Annotated in this window: 19 protein-coding genes; 8 read left to right on the forward strand and 11 right to left on the reverse strand. The window is 43.4% G+C overall.

The window, feature by feature from the left end:
- Nucleotides 1–107: 107 nt before the first annotated feature.
- The 4 genes from BJP34_RS29155 to gpmI all read right to left on the reverse strand — a co-directional run bounded on the left by BJP34_RS29155 (nucleotide 108) and on the right by gpmI (nucleotide 5,187).
- Nucleotides 108–1,631: a carboxypeptidase M32 gene (locus tag BJP34_RS29155; protein ID WP_070396938.1), complete on the reverse strand. Its 1,524-nt coding sequence runs from the start codon at nucleotides 1,629–1,631 to the stop codon at nucleotides 108–110.
- A gap of 761 nt (nucleotides 1,632–2,392) precedes the next feature.
- Complete coding sequence (locus BJP34_RS29160) at nucleotides 2,393–3,262, reverse strand: peptidase (RefSeq protein ID WP_070395362.1); 870 nt, start codon at nucleotides 3,260–3,262, stop codon at nucleotides 2,393–2,395.
- A gap of 18 nt (nucleotides 3,263–3,280) precedes the next feature.
- On the reverse strand, nucleotides 3,281–3,511 hold the full coding sequence (gene secG, locus BJP34_RS29165) for a preprotein translocase subunit SecG (protein ID WP_008191847.1): 231 nt from the start codon (nucleotides 3,509–3,511) through the stop codon (nucleotides 3,281–3,283).
- 77 nt (nucleotides 3,512–3,588) lie between these two features.
- Nucleotides 3,589–5,187 (reverse strand): 2,3-bisphosphoglycerate-independent phosphoglycerate mutase, encoded by a 1,599-nt coding sequence (gene gpmI / locus BJP34_RS29170; RefSeq protein WP_070395363.1) that lies wholly within the window; start codon nucleotides 5,185–5,187, stop codon nucleotides 3,589–3,591.
- Between the two features lie 492 nt (nucleotides 5,188–5,679).
- On the opposite strand from gpmI, the gene purN reads away from it, so the two are divergent.
- Nucleotides 5,680–6,339 carry a phosphoribosylglycinamide formyltransferase gene (gene purN, locus BJP34_RS29175; RefSeq protein ID WP_070395364.1) on the forward strand — a complete coding sequence of 220 codons (660 nt, stop codon included), beginning with the start codon at nucleotides 5,680–5,682 and terminating at the stop codon, nucleotides 6,337–6,339.
- Nucleotides 6,340–6,342: 3 nt separating this feature from the next.
- Here the strand turns inward: purN and BJP34_RS49635 are convergent, their stop codons facing one another.
- The 6 genes from BJP34_RS49635 to BJP34_RS44765 all read right to left on the reverse strand — a co-directional run bounded on the left by BJP34_RS49635 (nucleotide 6,343) and on the right by BJP34_RS44765 (nucleotide 9,287).
- Nucleotides 6,343–6,477, reverse strand: a complete 135-nt coding sequence (locus BJP34_RS49635) for a hypothetical protein (protein ID WP_267876407.1) — start codon at nucleotides 6,475–6,477, stop codon at nucleotides 6,343–6,345.
- A gap of 98 nt (nucleotides 6,478–6,575) precedes the next feature.
- Nucleotides 6,576–7,169 carry a CPBP family intramembrane glutamic endopeptidase gene (locus BJP34_RS29180; protein ID WP_070395365.1) on the reverse strand — a complete coding sequence of 198 codons (594 nt, stop codon included), beginning with the start codon at nucleotides 7,167–7,169 and terminating at the stop codon, nucleotides 6,576–6,578.
- Nucleotides 7,147–8,274 (reverse strand): DUF3326 domain-containing protein, encoded by a 1,128-nt coding sequence (locus BJP34_RS29185; RefSeq protein WP_070395366.1) that lies wholly within the window; start codon nucleotides 8,272–8,274, stop codon nucleotides 7,147–7,149. The genes BJP34_RS29180 and BJP34_RS29185 overlap by 23 nt, the downstream gene beginning before the upstream one ends.
- The gene (locus BJP34_RS29190; protein ID WP_070395367.1) at nucleotides 8,271–8,456 is read right to left on the reverse strand and encodes a hypothetical protein; all 186 of its coding nucleotides are present in this window, start codon (nucleotides 8,454–8,456) and stop codon (nucleotides 8,271–8,273) included. Before BJP34_RS29190 ends, BJP34_RS29185 begins: the two co-directional genes overlap by 4 nt.
- Before the next feature lie 109 nt (nucleotides 8,457–8,565).
- The gene (locus tag BJP34_RS29195; RefSeq protein WP_070395368.1) at nucleotides 8,566–8,886 is read right to left on the reverse strand and encodes a 2Fe-2S iron-sulfur cluster-binding protein; all 321 of its coding nucleotides are present in this window, start codon (nucleotides 8,884–8,886) and stop codon (nucleotides 8,566–8,568) included.
- Nucleotides 8,887–9,149: 263 nt separating this feature from the next.
- Complete coding sequence (locus tag BJP34_RS44765; protein ID WP_158517533.1) at nucleotides 9,150–9,287, reverse strand: hypothetical protein; 138 nt, start codon at nucleotides 9,285–9,287, stop codon at nucleotides 9,150–9,152.
- A gap of 794 nt (nucleotides 9,288–10,081) precedes the next feature.
- On the opposite strand from BJP34_RS44765, the gene BJP34_RS29200 reads away from it, so the two are divergent.
- From BJP34_RS29200 to BJP34_RS29220, 5 genes are all read left to right on the forward strand, one after another.
- A complete protein-coding gene (locus BJP34_RS29200; protein ID WP_070395369.1) occupies nucleotides 10,082–10,504 on the forward strand; it encodes a hypothetical protein in 423 nt (140 codons plus the stop codon).
- A gap of 158 nt (nucleotides 10,505–10,662) precedes the next feature.
- Nucleotides 10,663–12,054 carry a hypothetical protein gene (locus BJP34_RS29205; protein ID WP_070395370.1) on the forward strand — a complete coding sequence of 464 codons (1,392 nt, stop codon included), beginning with the start codon at nucleotides 10,663–10,665 and terminating at the stop codon, nucleotides 12,052–12,054.
- A gap of 77 nt (nucleotides 12,055–12,131) precedes the next feature.
- Complete coding sequence (locus BJP34_RS29210) at nucleotides 12,132–12,314, forward strand: DUF5989 family protein (protein ID WP_070395371.1); 183 nt, start codon at nucleotides 12,132–12,134, stop codon at nucleotides 12,312–12,314.
- Nucleotides 12,315–12,422: 108 nt separating this feature from the next.
- Entirely contained in the window at nucleotides 12,423–13,295 is an 873-nt protein-coding gene (locus BJP34_RS29215; RefSeq protein WP_149031241.1) for an SDR family oxidoreductase, read from the forward strand.
- Nucleotides 13,296–13,297: 2 nt separating this feature from the next.
- The gene (locus BJP34_RS29220; RefSeq protein ID WP_070395373.1) at nucleotides 13,298–14,887 is read left to right on the forward strand and encodes a hypothetical protein; all 1,590 of its coding nucleotides are present in this window, start codon (nucleotides 13,298–13,300) and stop codon (nucleotides 14,885–14,887) included.
- A gap of 126 nt (nucleotides 14,888–15,013) precedes the next feature.
- On the opposite strand, the gene BJP34_RS44770 is transcribed toward BJP34_RS29220, so the two are convergent.
- A complete protein-coding gene (locus BJP34_RS44770; protein ID WP_158517534.1) occupies nucleotides 15,014–15,157 on the reverse strand; it encodes a hypothetical protein in 144 nt (47 codons plus the stop codon).
- Between the two features lie 190 nt (nucleotides 15,158–15,347).
- Here BJP34_RS44770 and BJP34_RS29230 point away from each other — a divergent pair, with 190 nt between their 5' ends.
- On the forward strand, nucleotides 15,348–16,610 hold the full coding sequence (locus BJP34_RS29230) for a class I SAM-dependent methyltransferase (protein WP_070395375.1): 1,263 nt from the start codon (nucleotides 15,348–15,350) through the stop codon (nucleotides 16,608–16,610).
- 27 nt (nucleotides 16,611–16,637) lie between these two features.
- Nucleotides 16,638–17,339, forward strand: coding sequence for a glycosyltransferase family 2 protein (locus BJP34_RS29235; protein ID WP_070395376.1), 702 nt, complete (start codon nucleotides 16,638–16,640; stop codon nucleotides 17,337–17,339).
- Nucleotides 17,340–17,608: the final 269 nt, after the last annotated feature.

Genomic DNA, 17,608 nt, shown 5'->3' on the forward strand with positions numbered 1-17,608 from the left:
TTCCTCTAAAGAATAGTCATTCCCGCGCACTACCGATCAGGAATAAATATTCTTTTAGATATATGGACAAGGTTCTCGCAAAATAACTATTTTGGCACACACAAAGATTAAAGCATGTAAAGCTGCCCATACTTCTGCCGGATGTAGCGGATGAATGGATCGATGCGTAAAGCAGTACCAGTGACGCTCTTAATCAATTCAGCCGCTGTGTATTTGCAACCATGTTGGTAAATGTTGTCCTTCAACCAATTATGGAGCGTACTAAAGTTTCCTTGCTCAATTTTTGGTAGAATTTCAGTCTGTTCCATTACTGCGGCTTCAAAAAACTGGGCGCTCATCAAGTTACCCAAGGTGTAGCATTGGAACATTCCCCCAATCTGACCAGTGTACCAGTGAACATCTTGCAACACCCCGTCACTGTCATTCTGGGGAACAACCCCTAAATCTTCACGATAGCGTTCATTCCAGGCTTCCGGTAAATCCCTCACCTGCAGCCTACCCTCGAGCATCATCAGTTCTAAGTCAAAGCGGATCATGACGTGGAGATTGTAAGTCACTTCATCAGCATCCGTGCGGATTACAGACCGCTGCACCTTGTTGATTGCCTGATAAAAGGCATCGAGGGAAACATTACCCAGTTGGGAGGGGAAGTAGGATTGTACTTGGGGATAGAAAAATTTCCAGAAGCCCCGACTACGCCCAACAATATTTTCCCAAAGTCGGGACTGGCTCTCGTGGACACCCGAGGATGTCCCACAGGCAAGAGGAGTGCCTTCCAAATCTCGCCTAATTCCTTGCTCATAAAGACCATGACCCATTTCATGGATGCTGCTAAATAGAGCCTGACTCAGGTCATCTTCATCAACACGGGTCGTAATGCGCACATCACCGGTAGAGAAGTTGATCATAAATGGGTGATGGGTTTGATCTTGCCTTCCCCGCTCAAAGTCATACCCCATTTGCTTCATGACCTTGAGAGTCAAATCTAACTGTTGCTCTTCAGGATATCGTTGGTGTAAACAGTTGTCATCGGTGGGACTTTGGGTAGTAATAGCCTCGACAATTGGCACTAATTCCTCTCGCAACTGATAAAAAAGCCTCCGCAAAATAGAGACTTTCATCCCATAGTCAGCAAAGTCAATTAACGGGTCAGCGATATGTTCGTAACCTGGGAAAAAATAAGCCATTTCACGGCTGAGGTCAAGAGTTTTTTCCAAGTAAGGGCGCACTGCTGCAAAGTCGTTGGTGGCTCGTGCCTTTACCCAAACACTGTACGTTTCTGTCCGATGTTCAGAGAATTCTCCCATAAATTCCGCTGGCACCTGCACGGCTCTGTGGTAATTTTTTCTAGTGCAGCGGATTAGGCTAGCTTCGTCAGAAAAGTAAGGTAGAGTTTCTTCATAGGGGCGTAACCCTTCCAGGAGTTCGCCCATGGCTGGGTCAGTAAATTTACTATGGGCAATTTTTTGTAGAGTAGCCAGCTGACGTCCCCTAGCAGCTGCACCACCGGGAGGCATATAGGTGGCTTGATCCCAGTACAACAAAGATGCGGCTGCTTCTAAGTCGTTAATTTCACTAAGGCGTTTTTTGAGGTTGAGAAGTTTCGGTTGAGTTTTTTCGGTAGTCTGCATGATGCTAGATTGACACATTCAGGCTATTAGTTTAGGGTTACGGTATTTTGCCGAATAGTAAATGTACACCTGACGACCGAAAATAAAAATCTTACCCACAAAAATGTCCGATACTAATTAATCAGACAAGTGGGCTGAAAGCTAAGACCAAGTTGCGTTTTTCAAGTGCAATTTACTTGTCGGACAATGGCGAAATAACCAAGTCCTTATTTCCTCTCGTTACGATTTAAGCTGCAACTTGGTACGAGCACTCTGGTAAAGCTGAGTAACTGACTCAGATGCCAATGGCTATGAAAACGTCATACCCATAGCTGAGTGTTATAGCATAGTATACGAACTACTATTGTGCCATTTCTTAAGGACTTACTAGTATAGTGTAATCCCTTAAAACCAGACAATCGCTCTAGCTATTGGCACAGTGGTAAGTATTCCTACCGACTGAAGCTCACAGCCACTAGCTTGGAGCTTCCCCAATACTCGCCGAAAGTAGGATGTCACAGCGATGCAGCGCCTTCATGCGGGGGTTTCCCCCACTCGCGCTTTGCATCAAGACAAGGATTTGTTTGCACTCTCATTTGGATCAGGACTTATGCACCCTTTCCCTGTAGAACCTCTGTACATCTGAGGTGCGCTCTTACCATTAAGAATTAAATTCGCCACGGGTCACACCTGAAGTTCTGTGCTCCAAAGTTCGCTTTTGCCTATTATTTAATAACTTAATTCTTGGTTTCAGGGGCATAAGTCCTATGAATGCAAGCCTTTTAGCTTTTACCTTTTACCTTGAGCAAAGGCCATCCCAAGCGAGTTGGCTGTTCGTATATTCGTTTGAGGGTATTGATGTCTCTAGCAGAAATTGTCGGGGGATTGCGAACTTGGGAAAAGTATAGCGCATCAGTTTCTAAAGGAGAATGACCCCAAATACCTAGTGCATGACCCAGTTCGTGACGGGCAGTGGCAAGGGTGTAGTCAATGGATTGCTCAGGGGAGAGAAGTATGGTAAACTTATGTAATAATAAATTATCTACTATTTGCTCTGGCGCACTGATGGATTGCCCCAGGTAAAATTCATAGCTAGTAACGGCTGAGCGAGCGCGAGACCAATCAAAGGTTCCGGTCTCACGGTTCAAGGAAACTTTTAGAGGAGGGCGCGATCGCAAAATCGATATATCTGCTAATTCCTCCTGGTCAACTAGTTCTAGAGGCAAATAAACCCCCCATTCTGCCACCGCCTTTAGCACCGCATCAACCCATTGTTGGAAGCGCTGCTGCTTAGCATCAACCACAGGCGGTGGTTGGGGCTGTTGCACATAAACCTTGACGGGAAACTGAGACCAGATCAGATAACCTAAGGGAGTCCCCTTGATTTCAGAAAAATAATCACCGCTGCCGGTAGGGTCTTGCCACTGGGCAAGGGGAGTTGGTAGAGGGTGAGGCTTAGGAGCTGGTAGGGCAGGTGAGGTGACTGGCATCGAAGCCAGGATAGCAGAGGAGGCTTCTGTTAATCGGTTAAACTTTGGGTATAAACCGGCTGCGGTGCTGGACTGAATCAACATCACTAACAGACAAGTGACACCCCCTATTAACAGGGCTATCCATAGCTGCTGATTGTTTTTATACCACCTACTCCCCAAGGTTGAACACTAAATTATCTACTGATTTAACCAACCTGCACTTAAAATCACTGTCAAGCTCATAAAGGTAATCGCCAAGATCCAGGTCACCCGGTTCAGGGCTTTCTCGGCACTCTTGGTGCTGGTAAACAGCTGAGCTTGACCACCGATACCGCCAAGGCCATCTCCCTTGGGACTATGGAGCAAAACCAAAATAATCAGACCCAAGCCAGATAAAACCCAAATAATTTGCAGGATTTGATTAACCATTCTTTTGAAAATATTACGGGAATGAAAAGTTTTGAACTCTCCCTCGGTTAAAACCAAGGGGTTCTCAACTTCCTGTGTTATAGAGAAACTCGCACGGGTGTCCGATTATTACGGACTTCCAACTTAGCGGGTTGGATCATAGAACGCCCAGTCATTTCTTTTGGCTGGGGAAGTTGCAAGATTTCCAAGATGGTCGGGGCAATATCTGCCAGACATCCATCACAGCGCAATGCAACTTCTGTACCATGTCCAGGGATTTTTAATTTTTCCCCTTCTACTAGGATAAAGGGTACTGGGTTTGTCGTGTGAGCTGTCCAAGGATTACCTGTCTCATCGCGCATAGTCTCGGCGTTGCCGTGGTCAGCAGTAATCAGGGTAGTGCCACCAACTTTAATAATCCTATCAATTAAGCGTCCTATGCAGCGGTCTACGGTTTCCACTGCTTCTATGCAGGCTTCCACATTGCCAGTATGGCCCACCATATCAGTGTTGGCATAGTTAATCACTACCAGGGAGTAAATGCGTTTTTCGATGGCTGCGATCACTTCATCGGTCACTTCCGTAGCTGACATGGCTGGTGCTTTATCATAGGTTGGTACCATCGGACTTTGCACCAATTTCCGGTCTTCACCCTCGAAAGGAACTTCTAGACCACCATTAAAAAAGTAAGTGACGTGGGCGTATTTTTCTGTTTCCGCAGTTCGGAATTGGCGCAACCCATGCTGGGATATAACTTCCCCCAGAATATTAGTCAAGTTCTGAGGTTCAAAGGCGACCAATACCGGAAAACTGGGGTCATACTGGGTAAAGGTGGCAAAGGTTAGGGGTTTGATCTGTTCCCGCTCAAAGCCATCAAAGTTAGGATCCACGAAGGCTTGGGTCAGCTGTCTGGCTCTGTCTGGACGGAAGTTAAAGAAAATTACTCCATCTCCTGCTGTCACAGCTCCAGGAGTAAGCCGTGTGGGCAAGATAAATTCGTCAGTAATCTCTGACTCATAAGACTCCTTGAGGAATTGTACTGCTGAGATAGCATTTCCAGGACCATCCTGAGTCATGACTTCATAGGCTTTTGAAATCCTTTCCCAGCGTCGGTCTCGATCCATGGCGTAGTAGCGACCACTAATGGTGGCTATGCATCCAATGCCAACTTGATCAATATAATCTTGAATTTTTTGAATTGCTTCAATGCCGTCGGTCGGTTTAGTATCACGACCATCGGTAATCGCGTGGATATAGACCTCAGATAGATTTTGGGCTTTGGCTAGCGCTAGCAATCCTAGGAGGTGATTGAGATGGGAGTGTACCCCACCCTCAGAACACAAACCCACGATGTGCATCTTCCCACCCCGAGATTTAACCTCTCGGCATGCTTGCACAATAGCTTGGTTATCGTTTAAAGTGCCATTTTCCACCGCATCAGAGATGCGCACAAGTTCTTGAGGCACCACACGCCCAGCACCTATATTCAAGTGCCCCACTTCCGAATTGCCCATTTGACCCTCTGGGAGTCCCACGTCCTTTCCAGAGGTGCGAATTAATGTACTCGGATAGGCCGCCCAGAGGCTGTCCATTACAGGGGTTTCTGCTAGGGCTATCCCATTGGCATCAGTTACTTCGCGGTAACCCCAACCGTCTAAGATAACTAGCACCACAGGAGAAACAGGTGCTTGCCTCATCATATCGCCTTTTATCCTACTCTTAATTTCACCGCGATCATATCATTCAAAATCCGCATATTCATGATAAATTTCGATTTTTATTAGGTTTCGGCTGGCAGAGTCAGGATAATGCTTAAATCTGGTCTTAGCACAAGTTTTGAGTCCCACAAGCTAATAGGAATTTATACTCGCAAATCAGGGCAAACCCATCTAAATTATAAAAGCCTTACTCAGACAAAATTGGAAAATTCATAAGCAAAATTACTTATCGTATGAGTTTCATATCGAGTAGGCATTTTAAAATAAGATGGGTTTGCCCTGACTCGGAAATTAAGCTTTGTATGCAATTAATTAGGCGTGCCGGTGCATGTTTGGCTCACGGCTACTGACAGCCTACAGTTACAAGTAACAGAGGTGTGGAAAGGTTACAGAAACTCATTTATCTCAACATTCCTATAAAATTGATATGTTAATGGTCATGCTTATGACTGTGCGATCGCATTTCCCGATATGACTGCCAATCTAACTTCTCCAGAGTCCAGCCCCAGTTTGATTTCCCCTACCATTTCTCGACCACAGACCGTAGACTCTTTAGGGACTACTTCCCCTCTGAAACTGGGAGTGATGGCTTCCGGAAGTGGGAGTAACTTTGAAGCGATAGCTAGTGCGATCGCTAACGGCCAACTCAATGCCCAAATTCAAGTACTCATTTACAATAATCCAGGCATTAAAGCATTAGCTAGAGCTGAAAAATACGGGATTCCAGCAGTCCTACATAATCACCGGCACACCAAAAAACGGGAAGATTTCGATCAACAAATTGTCGAAACTTTACGACAGTATGAGGTGGAGTGGGTCGTGATGGCTGGTTGGATGCGAGTGGTGACACAGGTACTCCTAGACGCTTTTCCTAATCGGATTCTCAATATCCATCCCAGCGTATTACCTAGTTTCAAAGGTGTGCGGGCGGTGGAACAAGCCCTTGAGGCTGGGGTAAAAATTACAGGGTGTACGGTTCACCTGGTAAGTCTAGATGTTGACAGTGGTCCCATCCTTTTCCAGGCAGCTGTTCCTGTGCTACCCCATGATACCTCAGAAACCCTCCATGCCCGGATTCAAGTCCAAGAACATCGGATTATAGTCGATGCGATCGCATTAATCAATTCTTAATTGTTATTTAGCAAAGGGAGTAGGGAGTAGGGAGTAGGGAGTAGGGAGTAGGGAGTAGGGAGTAGGGAGTAGGGAGTAGGGAGTAGGGAGTAGGGAGTAGGGAGTAGGGAGTAGGGAACAGGGCATAAAAATTATCACAATTTATTGAGGATTATTATTTAATTTTTATTTAGTTGTTAATTTTTATTTAATTTTTAATTTTGGATTTTTAATTAAATTTAATAGTCTTTTATAGTCTATGTTGTATTTTCTAGATTACCCAATTTCCATACCAAGCTAGAGACAAAGTTGGTCACGATATGAGCTACAATTGGTACGAGTAAATTGTCTGTTGCTACCGCACTATACCCGAGAAGCAAACCAACAAGGGTTGCCCAAACTACATAGGGCCATTGTTGGATACCGCTTAGATGCAAAATCCCAAATAGCATACTGGAGGCTATGATACCGATAGCATTCAACCCTACTGCTGGCAACATGACACCCCGAAACAGTAATTCTTCACTCATACCAGGCAACAGTCCTAGCCACATTAAATCTGGTATGATTAGGGGCTTGAGAATTAACTTTAGGTATACTTCTGCACTCTGGCGATAAGCTGGCCAAAGACGATACACTAAGCCACTGGCTCCAGTAATTCCCAACCCCATGGCTAGTCCTATAAGTAGGGCATTGGGGGTAAATTTGATGGGGAGGAGAGTGAGCTTGCCTAGTTGCAGCCATAGCTTGGCAAAGATGAGTAAGACTACGGCAGTTATACCCATTGCCACTAGTACTTGGATGCGGGTTAGGGGTTCAAGTTCGGGATTATCGGGAATTTGTTTTGTCACAAAAATTTAAGCGACCCAGGGATGATAGGGATGGACTCAGAGCTTTAGGACTGATCCCAGCACGATGGCTAACCAGCAAGCCTAGAGCCTCTAAATATGAGTTTACTCGTATGGCTTTAATTCCCAAAGGTTCTGGAGGTACTTCCATGGTAGTTTGGTTTTCTTCAACGGCAATGATCTGGGTTTGCAGCTGGCTAAAGCTTAACATTGCACTACCACCACAGGCGGTTGCTGGTATGACAATCGCATCTACATCATCATCAGCCCAGATGTCCCCCGGTTTTGAGGAAATCCTTTGAGAATCTGGATTAGCAAGGGAAGAGGGAAAATTTTTTTGGTTGACCACAAATTGGGGAGCGCGACTCAATCCTACTAAAACACAGGGTAAGAAGGTATAGCCCAATTCCTCTGCTGCTGAACGAGGTGACAATTTAGGATCGATGGGTAAAGGCATCAATGCTGGTGCATGAGCACAGGGAATTTGAAAGGTCCGAACAATCAAGTGACTGATAATGGCTTCAGCACCAGCGAGGGGGTCTACCCCTCGACCATGACGGTAATCTTGCAATGCTTGACTATCAATGTCATCGGGAAAACGCACGACTACTGCGATCGCATTTGCTCCGGCTTGCTCAATCAAGACTTGGGCTGCTCGCAATAAACTATCGGGATTTCCAATTGTTCCCCAACTCGCTCCAGATGCTGCTGTGCGCAGTTCTACATTTAAGGGAGCATCTGTGACTACGTAGTCGGTTAGATTCAGTCCTAGGGTAGCTCTGGTGGCATCTGCTGCTTGTAGGTGTCTCAACCGTAGTTCTGGTTCAATCCCCTGATCCAGGAGTAATCCCACCCGGTTCTGATGTACAGGGCGTAATCCCCAGCATCCAGCGGCAAATTTGTCAAGGCCATAGCCTTCTACATAGAAGGCGTTGGGTAAGTTCCAGTACAACTGGGCACCATTGAGGACATTGGGATGGGTGATTAAGCGATCGCTAACTTGTGCGATCGCTCTAGCCACTGGCAAGGCATCCCCGGCATAGCCACCAATTGAGGCTCCTACACCAGTAGGAATAATTAAAACAACGGTATAGGGACGTTGATTCACTTACTATTGACTGATTTTGTTACAATCGCCTCTACCGTAGCTTTCTCCTGCTCAGGGTCTACATGAGTAACTGCCCAGCGCAGGGGTTCTCCCTGTTCTTGTAGTTCTGCTTCAATAGCTTGGTGCAGTTCCTTAGGGGACTCTTGGAGGTCAATTTCTGCAGTAATGAAATGGGTTGTCATGGTTTTCTCCCTAATTCTGATTAGGATAATCTAGCTATCCTAATCTATCTAACCATTACTTCTCGCTATTCGGCTAATGGTATTTGATTATATAGCAGCACTGACCTGATCACGGCTGACCAAACTGCCGGTCGTACACTTCATCTTCTTTTTCCGTGTCAAATTTGAGGTTAGAGCGGGGATAAGCTACACACAGCAGCACATACCCTTCTGCTTGGAGTTCTGGTCCTAAACCCATGCCATCGGCTTGGTCTACACTGCCTTCTCCTACTCGTTTAGCAGCGCAAGTGGTACAGACTCCAGCGGTGCAGGAACTGGGTAAATCTATCCCCGCCCCATGGCCAGCTTCAAGAATTTTTTGATCCTCTGGCACCTCTATAGTGTATGTGTTGCCTTTGTGATTAAATTCGACGGTGTAAGTCTTGGGCATTGTATCAGTTTCGAGCTTGATTCTCCCAATCCTATGAATAGGACAGGGAGGGTCACTGGCTTATTTTAGCGCTTTGTGGCATCCAAATTAAGCTGCTGCCTTCATTAGTCACTTGACTTGAGTACAAGGGACAACTCTCTATTAGAATTTGGCCTAATTGTCAATATCATGGTGATCTAATCCCAATTCTTAGGGCTCAGACCGCTACAGATCAATTTCAGATGGCCATCTGGCCATCTGCATCTGTCATCTTACCGCGAAGTCTAGTATTGACTAGAGAAGATTAGTCCTGACCTCATTGCTATAGCAAAGGGCAAAGGGAACAGCGGATCTCGGAACAGCGGATCTCGGAACAGGGAACAAGGAGTAGGGAGTAGGGAGTAGGGAACAAAAATTCTCACAATTCCTAAACGGATTGCTATAAACAGTATAATCAGATTCTTGATGAAGCGTTGTCAAAAGCTGAGTAGGGGATCTGTTTACTGTAATTTATTGGTTGATCAATCTTGTCGCCCACATTCCGCCGATGAATTTGTAGTATGCAAAGTTATACGCATTTCCTGTGTAGATTGGGGATTTTTTTGCGTATAAATACTGTTTTTTTAAAGTTATGTATTTTATAAAATAGACAGAAATCGTCATAATTAATAGTGACAATGTCAAGGGCATAATGTAGTTTTTACTTAGCAAGTATTTTTTGAATTATTCGCAGTTTATCGATATTATATGAATATAGGAATGGACAATGGTTTACTAAAAGCAATTTAAAGATTATACATCTGCGTAAAATAAACCTGAAACCCCAGGTCTGAGCTAAAAGCTAATTTACCCCAGAGGTCGATTAGACAAAGTTATCCCACCAATTTACTCAATTGTCCGGAAAGCTCTACGAAGCTTGAAACTAAATAGTTTGTGCCTAACTACTAATTGTTGGTTTAGGTTTGTTTAGGAAATAATTTCAAAATTTTACTCAGTGCTATCTACAATTTAATTAACTAATTAACTACAAAAAAATTAAAGAACTAAATAGTCTTTAATTTTCGGAGTGGGCTTCGATGGTCTTATTGATCTCAGTCTCTCCCCACCTCACTTTTATCAAGTTTTAATTTCAACTGCAGGAAAGTGAGTAAAGGGGAGATTTTGTGTCTATTTTTCCTTAGTAAATGAAAAAAATTAGCTTTTATTTAATAAACTAATGAATAACTGCACTAAAACAACAGGTAAAAGAAGAAGTGAACGCAATCGGAAACGTTCTAAAAGAAGAGCTATTTTCTGTCCAATTCATCGTTGCTACCTTGATAGCGCTAGTCAAAAATATCGGTTGTTTGCTGATCGAGCAGGACAACTAATCCAGCGTGGTGTTAAACAAAAATATGCCTTGATGCTGATCGCCAGTAACACCACAGTAGCTCTGGAAGGAGAGTGGCTAGAGGCTTTTTGGTGTAGTCAGTGCCAGTCAACCAACTGGTATCACTTGTGCAAGACAGGCGATCGCACCTATAAGGTATCTTTGGCTCCAGATCAGTTATGGCAACAGGTAACAGGGGTGATGGATCCTCAAGGAAACCCCTCAGTAGGAGAATTTACCCGTCGGCAGTCTAGAAGTGGTAGTTGTTGATGGTTTTCGGTGTGCGATTCTAGGGGTAAAATCCCAGATTTATTTTTGGTGTTGTTTATGACAAAATTTCACTGTTTATTTTGTAGATAATTTTACCGATGGAATTGAATTGATAATTTATTAGTTTAGGTCGTGCTAGCTTTTCAGGATTAGTTAATATGAGACAACCGGAGAAGTTTGCTAATATCGTATTGACATGTGCCATTACATTTTGTCTGGCGGTTCTTATTCATTCTACCTTTTTATCACCGCTTTCCCCGGAGCAGTTAACTAAGTATTATCTAGTTGCTGTTGCTGGCCTATTACTGTTTGGTTTTGCTTTATTAAAGTGGCGCGAAGAGACGAAAGTCAATTTTGCCCTCGCCCTGCTATCGATGGGTTTCGCTCTATATGTGCTAGAAGTGTTACTTTTTTTTGGAGTGGCAGGAGGGATTAGAAAACCAACAGAGGAACGAATACGACTTGAGGGAATTAAGCGAGCACAGCAAAGTGGTGTTCCCTTCGATAAGCGAACCAAATTGCAAGTTCTAATGGACCTCCGAAAAGAAGGCATTGAGGCTTATCCCGGTTTTCATGCTTTTTTTCTCAGGGGAACCGAGGGGGTGGATGTTGGCGAAGATCATATCTACCCATTGGGGGGGGTCTCAAATAAGTTAACCATACTTTGCAATGAATCAGGAGAGTGGTCTGTTTATCAGAGTGATGAACACGGATTTAATAATCCACCCGGCATTTACGAAAATCGAGCCCTGGATATGGTCTTGATCGGCGATTCGTTTACCCACGGGGCTTGTGTCAAGCCGGGGGAAGACATCGGTGGGCAACTCAGGCAACGGAACAGACAGCTCTTAAATCTAGGTAATATTGGTAATGGGCCATTGGCAGAGCTGGCCACCCTCAAAGAATATGGGGCACCCGTAAGACCTAGGATAGTACTATGGTTTTATTATGAAGAGAATGACATAGAAGGTCTGATCAGCGAGAAAAAATCTTCGTTTTTGTTGCAATATCTTGAAAGGGATTTTAGCCAAGGATTGCTGAAACGACAGCCGGAAATTGACCAATTTTTGGTGAACTACATTAAAAAGCAAGAAAAAAGTCAAGCATCTAGAAACAGGCTTTCCTATAAGTTCAGAAGTATCTCAAGGCTATATGATTTGCGTCGAGAGTTGAAGTTTATAATAAGCAAGCCGTCACCAAGGGAAGTGTCACAAAGCGAAGCCTCATCACTTCCTCTGTTCCGTAAGATACTGAGTGAGGCAAAAGATCAGGTAAATTCTTGGGACGGTCAGTTATATTTTGTTTACCTTCCCGCTTGGGACCGTTACGGCGGAACATCAAAAAAAGATAATTTACACTACCGAAACGACGTGTTGTCCTTAGTCGAAGAGCTAGAAATTCCGATTATTGACTTTCATGACGTAATTTCTACCCATCCCGATCCTTTGTCACTATTTCCATTCCGAATGCCTGCCCATTATGCGGCTGAGGGCTATCGGTTACTAGCCGAACAGATAGATACATATTTAAGATTGGATTCTGCTGAGTAAAGAAGCCCAAAGCTCACGTTTATATATCAATAATTACCTTCAAATTCGGATATTTATAATAGAAATGAGGATATAAAATGGAAAACTTTTTCCGTGCTATGGTGACAAACTTGGGCATTGTAGGTGAAATATTAGTCTTTTTATGGCAACGGAAGCTGTGGTGGTTGATTCCCATGGTTACAATACTTCTTGCCTTTGGGTTGTTCTTAATCTTTGCCAATGCTTCAGGTATTGCACCATTTATTTATTCGCTCTTCTAATGCACCCACCCAGAGTAAGTTACTCGCCGCTTAAGTTGTCAATATATTTACAGCGTCAAGTACTATTCAATTAAAAATTGATTGCTATATTCGTATAATTAAAGACTATTGAAATTGCATATGCGGATACTTTTAACTGGTGCTGCAGGAGCAATAGGAATAAAACTCACCGGCTATCTCGGCAAGATTGGTCATCAGGTCATACCCGTAGATTTTAAGCCCCATGAGGGTACTATTCGTGCCGACTTGCGAGACCAAACTACTGTATCCTGCCTATTCAAAACACATAATCCTGACCTGGTTGTACATCTAGCAGCTCTTAAAAATCTCCGCTTCTGCGAGCAGGATAAAGAAGCATCTCGGGCAACGAACTATGGCATCACAAAACTACTTACTAGAGCATGCTTAGAATCCAAAACTCGAATGATATTCTTTTCTTCGGATTACGTTTTTGGCAAGTATGATTACCTATGGAAGGAGGAGGATACTCCTTGCCCAACCACCCAGTATGGAATGGACAAAGCAGCTTCTGAATTTCTCATTATAAAACAACTCTCCAACTACGCAATCGTTCGCACGGCACAACTGTACGGTTTTCCTGGGGACTTTGTGAGTTTAGTCTGTAAAGCATTAACCTCTCATCAAGACTTCACAGCATTCACGAATCTTGTGAATTGCCCAACGTGGATTAACGATCTTTTTGCCATGTTGAATAAAATCATTCTTCACGATAGCCAGGGCATTTTTCATTGCGTGGGGTCAGAAGCCGTTTCACGATACCAATATGCCTGTAAAATAGCTGAAGCATTCGCTTTAGACTCTTCCTATATTAAAGCCGTAAACCTAGATTTTTCAACCGATATCCGCCCTCCCGTCGTTCGGCTCAGCGGTGCATCAACCTATAATCATCTTCAGTTTTATACAGGAAGTTTGAAGGATAATCTTCCTTTATGTTCTTCCTATGCAATTCAGGGGACTTGAAAATGCAACAATCAAAATCTGAGCCGCGTTTCTACAAAGCTGTAGATGGCGCAAAGTACTTGTTCCTTGCTTTGCTAGCTAGTCTCTTTTTAGTGCAGCTTGTCTTATCGTTGGGTTGGCCGCTAGAGTTCGATACGTCTTTTATGCACTACATTGCTTATTTAATTAATGAGCATGGCTTTGCACCCTACCGAGACATCTTTGAAATCAACATGCCAGGTACGTACCTGTTCCACATGGCAGTGGGAAAAATGTTTGGTTACTCCGATCTTGCATTTCGGATGGTGGATGTTGCTTGGCTCACCGCAACGCTGACAGTAACGTGGTTTGTTATGAGACCAGCTGGCCGAATAACCGCGCTTGCAAGCTGCCTGCTGTTTAGTCTTATATATCTGGAAGCTGGTCCCAAGATGAGCCTTGAAAGAGATTTCATTGCCATATTACCAATGGCTACTGCTGTGTTACTTGCCACACGGCATAGTCCCTGGCGTTCGGTCAACCTCACAAATTTTCTAGTGGGAGCACTCTTTGCCCTTGCTGCATTAATCAAACCGCATATGGCCATAGGGCTTCCTGCTATGGTTATTTATAACTCCATATATTGCATTGATGGCTCAAGGTCAGCAAAAACCTTTATCAAGACTTGCACTATAGGGAGCCTCTTTGCGCTCCTCGGTTTTCTATCAACTCTGGCAATTCCTTTTATATGGCTTTGGCGAATTGGGGCAATCTCATCCTTTTGGGATATCCTCTCATCATTTACACCTCTATATTCTCAACTGGCTGGGAATATGGAGGTTATGGGAACTATCTCTCGCTTTATTTATAATCTAAAGTTGTATATATGGTTTGGAGGATTTAGATTGCTGTTTCTAGGCTCAATGTTTGGTGTGTATCACGTCTGGGCGGAACATTCACCCCCTGCAACTAAAAAGTTAGCCCTATTGTTGTTCTCATTAATCATCCTCTACAGCATATCTGTTGCTATCGGTGGAAAATTCTGGCTATATCACTGGATGCCGTATACATATTTTGCCAGCTTGTGTACAGCACTTATGCTCTTTTCTACTCCTTCATTTGAAGGCCTACGCCTTCCGAGGATTTTTTTTCCCCTCTTCATCTTCGTCTTTATTACCGTATTGACAGTGCGACCATCAAGTGTAGCTTTCAAGCAACTTCTTAAAGGCCCGCCATTTTCAGTCCAGAGTGGAAGAGTTGGCGTTTACGAAATAGCAGCGTACTTGAATGAGAATCTATTACCAACTGACAAGGTTCAACCCCTGGATTGGGGCGGAGGAACCCTGCATGCAATGCTCATTTCAAAAGCGGTTCTTGCAACCCCCTATATTACTGATTTTCAGTTCTATCTCCATGTATCAAACCCTTATATCCAGAAGTTGAGGAAGCATTTCATTGAAGAGCTGGAACAAGATATACCAGCATTCATTATTGATGTACACAAAAAGCCAAGGTTGTCAGGAATAGACACAGATTATAGCTTTCCCGCGCTGGAACGATTTATCAAGCAACACTATAGTAAAGATTATACAGGCAATGGTTTTGAAATTTTGCGAAGCAACGACAAATCCTAGCCAAACAGTCATTTATACATTCAGATGTATATGTTTTTTGTATTATTAAAAGAGCATTTTTTTTCGGTAATTTATTACGATTACATGCCTATGTGGCGTTTTTTTGCTTCAGGGGTGACAACAAGGCTAAAAAGTAGACAGGGTGTGGGGTTTTGGGTGTGGGGTGTGGGGAAAATAGAAGCGATGCAGTCGGCCAAATGGGGTTTCCCCGTGAGGCCACTGCATCGCAACCAACAGCCGCCAGCAAAGGGGATGTTTCTTTTCAGGCATTACCCAAAACCCCACACCCAGTAAGGCTTTTAAGGCTGTTTGTCACCCCGTCAGTTTTTTTTGATCTATATCGCTCAAATATTGCCGAAAAAAAAGCTGCTATATTTATCAGATAATTGCTGGAACATAATCCGATTCATAGGCTTTTTATTAATAAAATATTTCTTTCGGTTTAACTAATTACTTTGCTATGAAAAAAAACAAGTATTGCATGAACTGCAAAAGTTCCAAACTGGAGCAGTTTATTGACCTTGGTAAACAGCCAAATGGAAATACTTTTCCTACATTGAATGAGATCGATAACGAACAGAACTTCCCTTTTGCTATGTCAGTCTGCACTCAGTGTTGGCAGGTGCAATTGGAAGAATTTCCTCCTGTAGAGTACATGTTCACAAATCACCCATACGTCACTGGGTTAAATCAGCCAGTAGTTCACCACTTCGAGGAACTGGTTGATAATACCTTGCAGAAATTCGACATCCCGCCAAATAGTCTTGTACTTGATATTGGTGCCAATGATGGGACGCTGCTCTCAAAATTTCGTGATCGTGGTTTGCGGGTTCTTGGCATCGATCCCTGCAAGGGGAGCAGTGAGTTGTCTCGACAGGCAGGAATTACAGTCTTAGAGGCCTTTTGGAACAGGCAAACTGCTGAGGCCATGAAACGTCTGGGAATCTATCCCGACCTGATCACTGCCACCGCCGTCTTCTACCACGTGGAAGACCTTCATAGCTTCGTCCAAGGTCTAGACATCCTCATGGAGGAGAACACCATTTTTTGTACCCAATGTGTGTATCTGAAAGATGTTATTGAGAAAAAACAATTCGATCATTTTTATCACGAACACACTATGATTCATGGGATTGCCCCTCTACGAGATATTTTCTCCAGATATGGCCTGCGATTATTAGATGTGGATTTCTCTCCCATTCATGGTGGTTCATTTGTTCTATATGTAGGCAGAAAAAAGTCACCTTTTCCTACGACGAAAAAAATCGATGATGCAATTTCTGAGGAAAAACGCTTCGGTCTTGATCGACTACAAACATATCTCGACTTTTCTAAGGGCGTGGAACAGAACAAAAAAGAGCTTGTGTCGCTTCTCCAGCAAATTAGAGGGGCAGGAAAGCGTGTGTTTGGACTTGGTGCTCCTCTTAAAGGAAGCACGCTACTCAATTACTGTGGCATCGGGCCTGATCTCGTCGAATGTGCGGTCGAAATCAATCAATACAAAATTGGTCGATACACCCCTGGAACTCATATTCCCATTGTTTGCGAAAGTGTAATTAACGAGCAGCCAGATTACTACTTGGTTCTTGCCTGGAATTTTCTAGATTTCTTTATAAAAAAATATGCCGACTATCTCAATGCTGGTGGTAAGTTCATTATTCCGCATCCAACTGTAACAATTCTTGAGCAAGAATGGGTAGTAAGCAACTGCAAGAGTGCGTAAGCACAAGACTCATTCATTAGTTTTATTATGAAGACATCACTAATTATTCCATTCAAGAACGAAGCAGCATATGGAGAGATGACCATGAAAAAAGCATATGCATACTTGTCCAAACGTGACATCGACTTTGAACTTGTTGCAGTTGATGATAGTACTGATGGAACATGGGAGATTCTTAAATCCTTTGAAAAGTCACACCAAAATGTTGTTGCAGTGAAAGGAGGAAATCCTCCAGGGTATGGAAAGGCCTTACGAAAAGGGTTTAGTGTCGCCAGCGGAGACATTTTGATTCCATTCAACGGCGATCTCAGCGATTCACTCGACGACGTGCTTTCTTACATCCAGCTCATTGAAAATGGGAATGACATGGTCTTTGGCTCACGGTTTATGGCTGGAGCAAAAATCACTGAATCCACAGCAGTAAAGGGATTTTTGTCACAGTTGGGAAATTCGTTTCTCCAGTGGATTTTCCGTACAAACTGTAGTGACATCACCAACTCATTTAAGGCATACAGAAAACTAGTTTTGAAAGAAATTAAGCCAACCGCTGATGGCTACAATATTGGAATGGAGATGGCATTAAAAGGTATTCTTAAAAAGTATAGGTATACAACAATCCCTGTGGCTTGGTCAGGTCGAAAGTATGGGCGCTCAAAGATGTCGATTATCAAATCAATCCCAACTTATCTGTCTACCGCCCTTAGAGTTAGACTGTTGGGTAATACCTGAGGGGGTGATGAAATAAGCTAAAACGCAGAGTTGATAATACTTTCGTTGCTTCATTAAAATCATTCGTAGGGTCAATTTGGGACTGTATCAAGCCTAAGATCATTGCATCAACGCTGTATCTAGTAAGCTTTTAAGAGCTCATGTCACACCCTCATACTTTGGAGACTAATTAATATGTTACGCAAAATTTGGAAGGCTTGGAAAGGTTTTGGTCTTCTTCTTGGAAATTTTATTGCACGAGTGATTCTGACCATTTTTTATTTTACTGT

The sequence above is a fragment of the Moorena producens PAL-8-15-08-1 genome, assembly GCF_001767235.1.
Taxonomy (GTDB): domain Bacteria; phylum Cyanobacteriota; class Cyanobacteriia; order Cyanobacteriales; family Coleofasciculaceae; genus Moorena; species Moorena producens_A.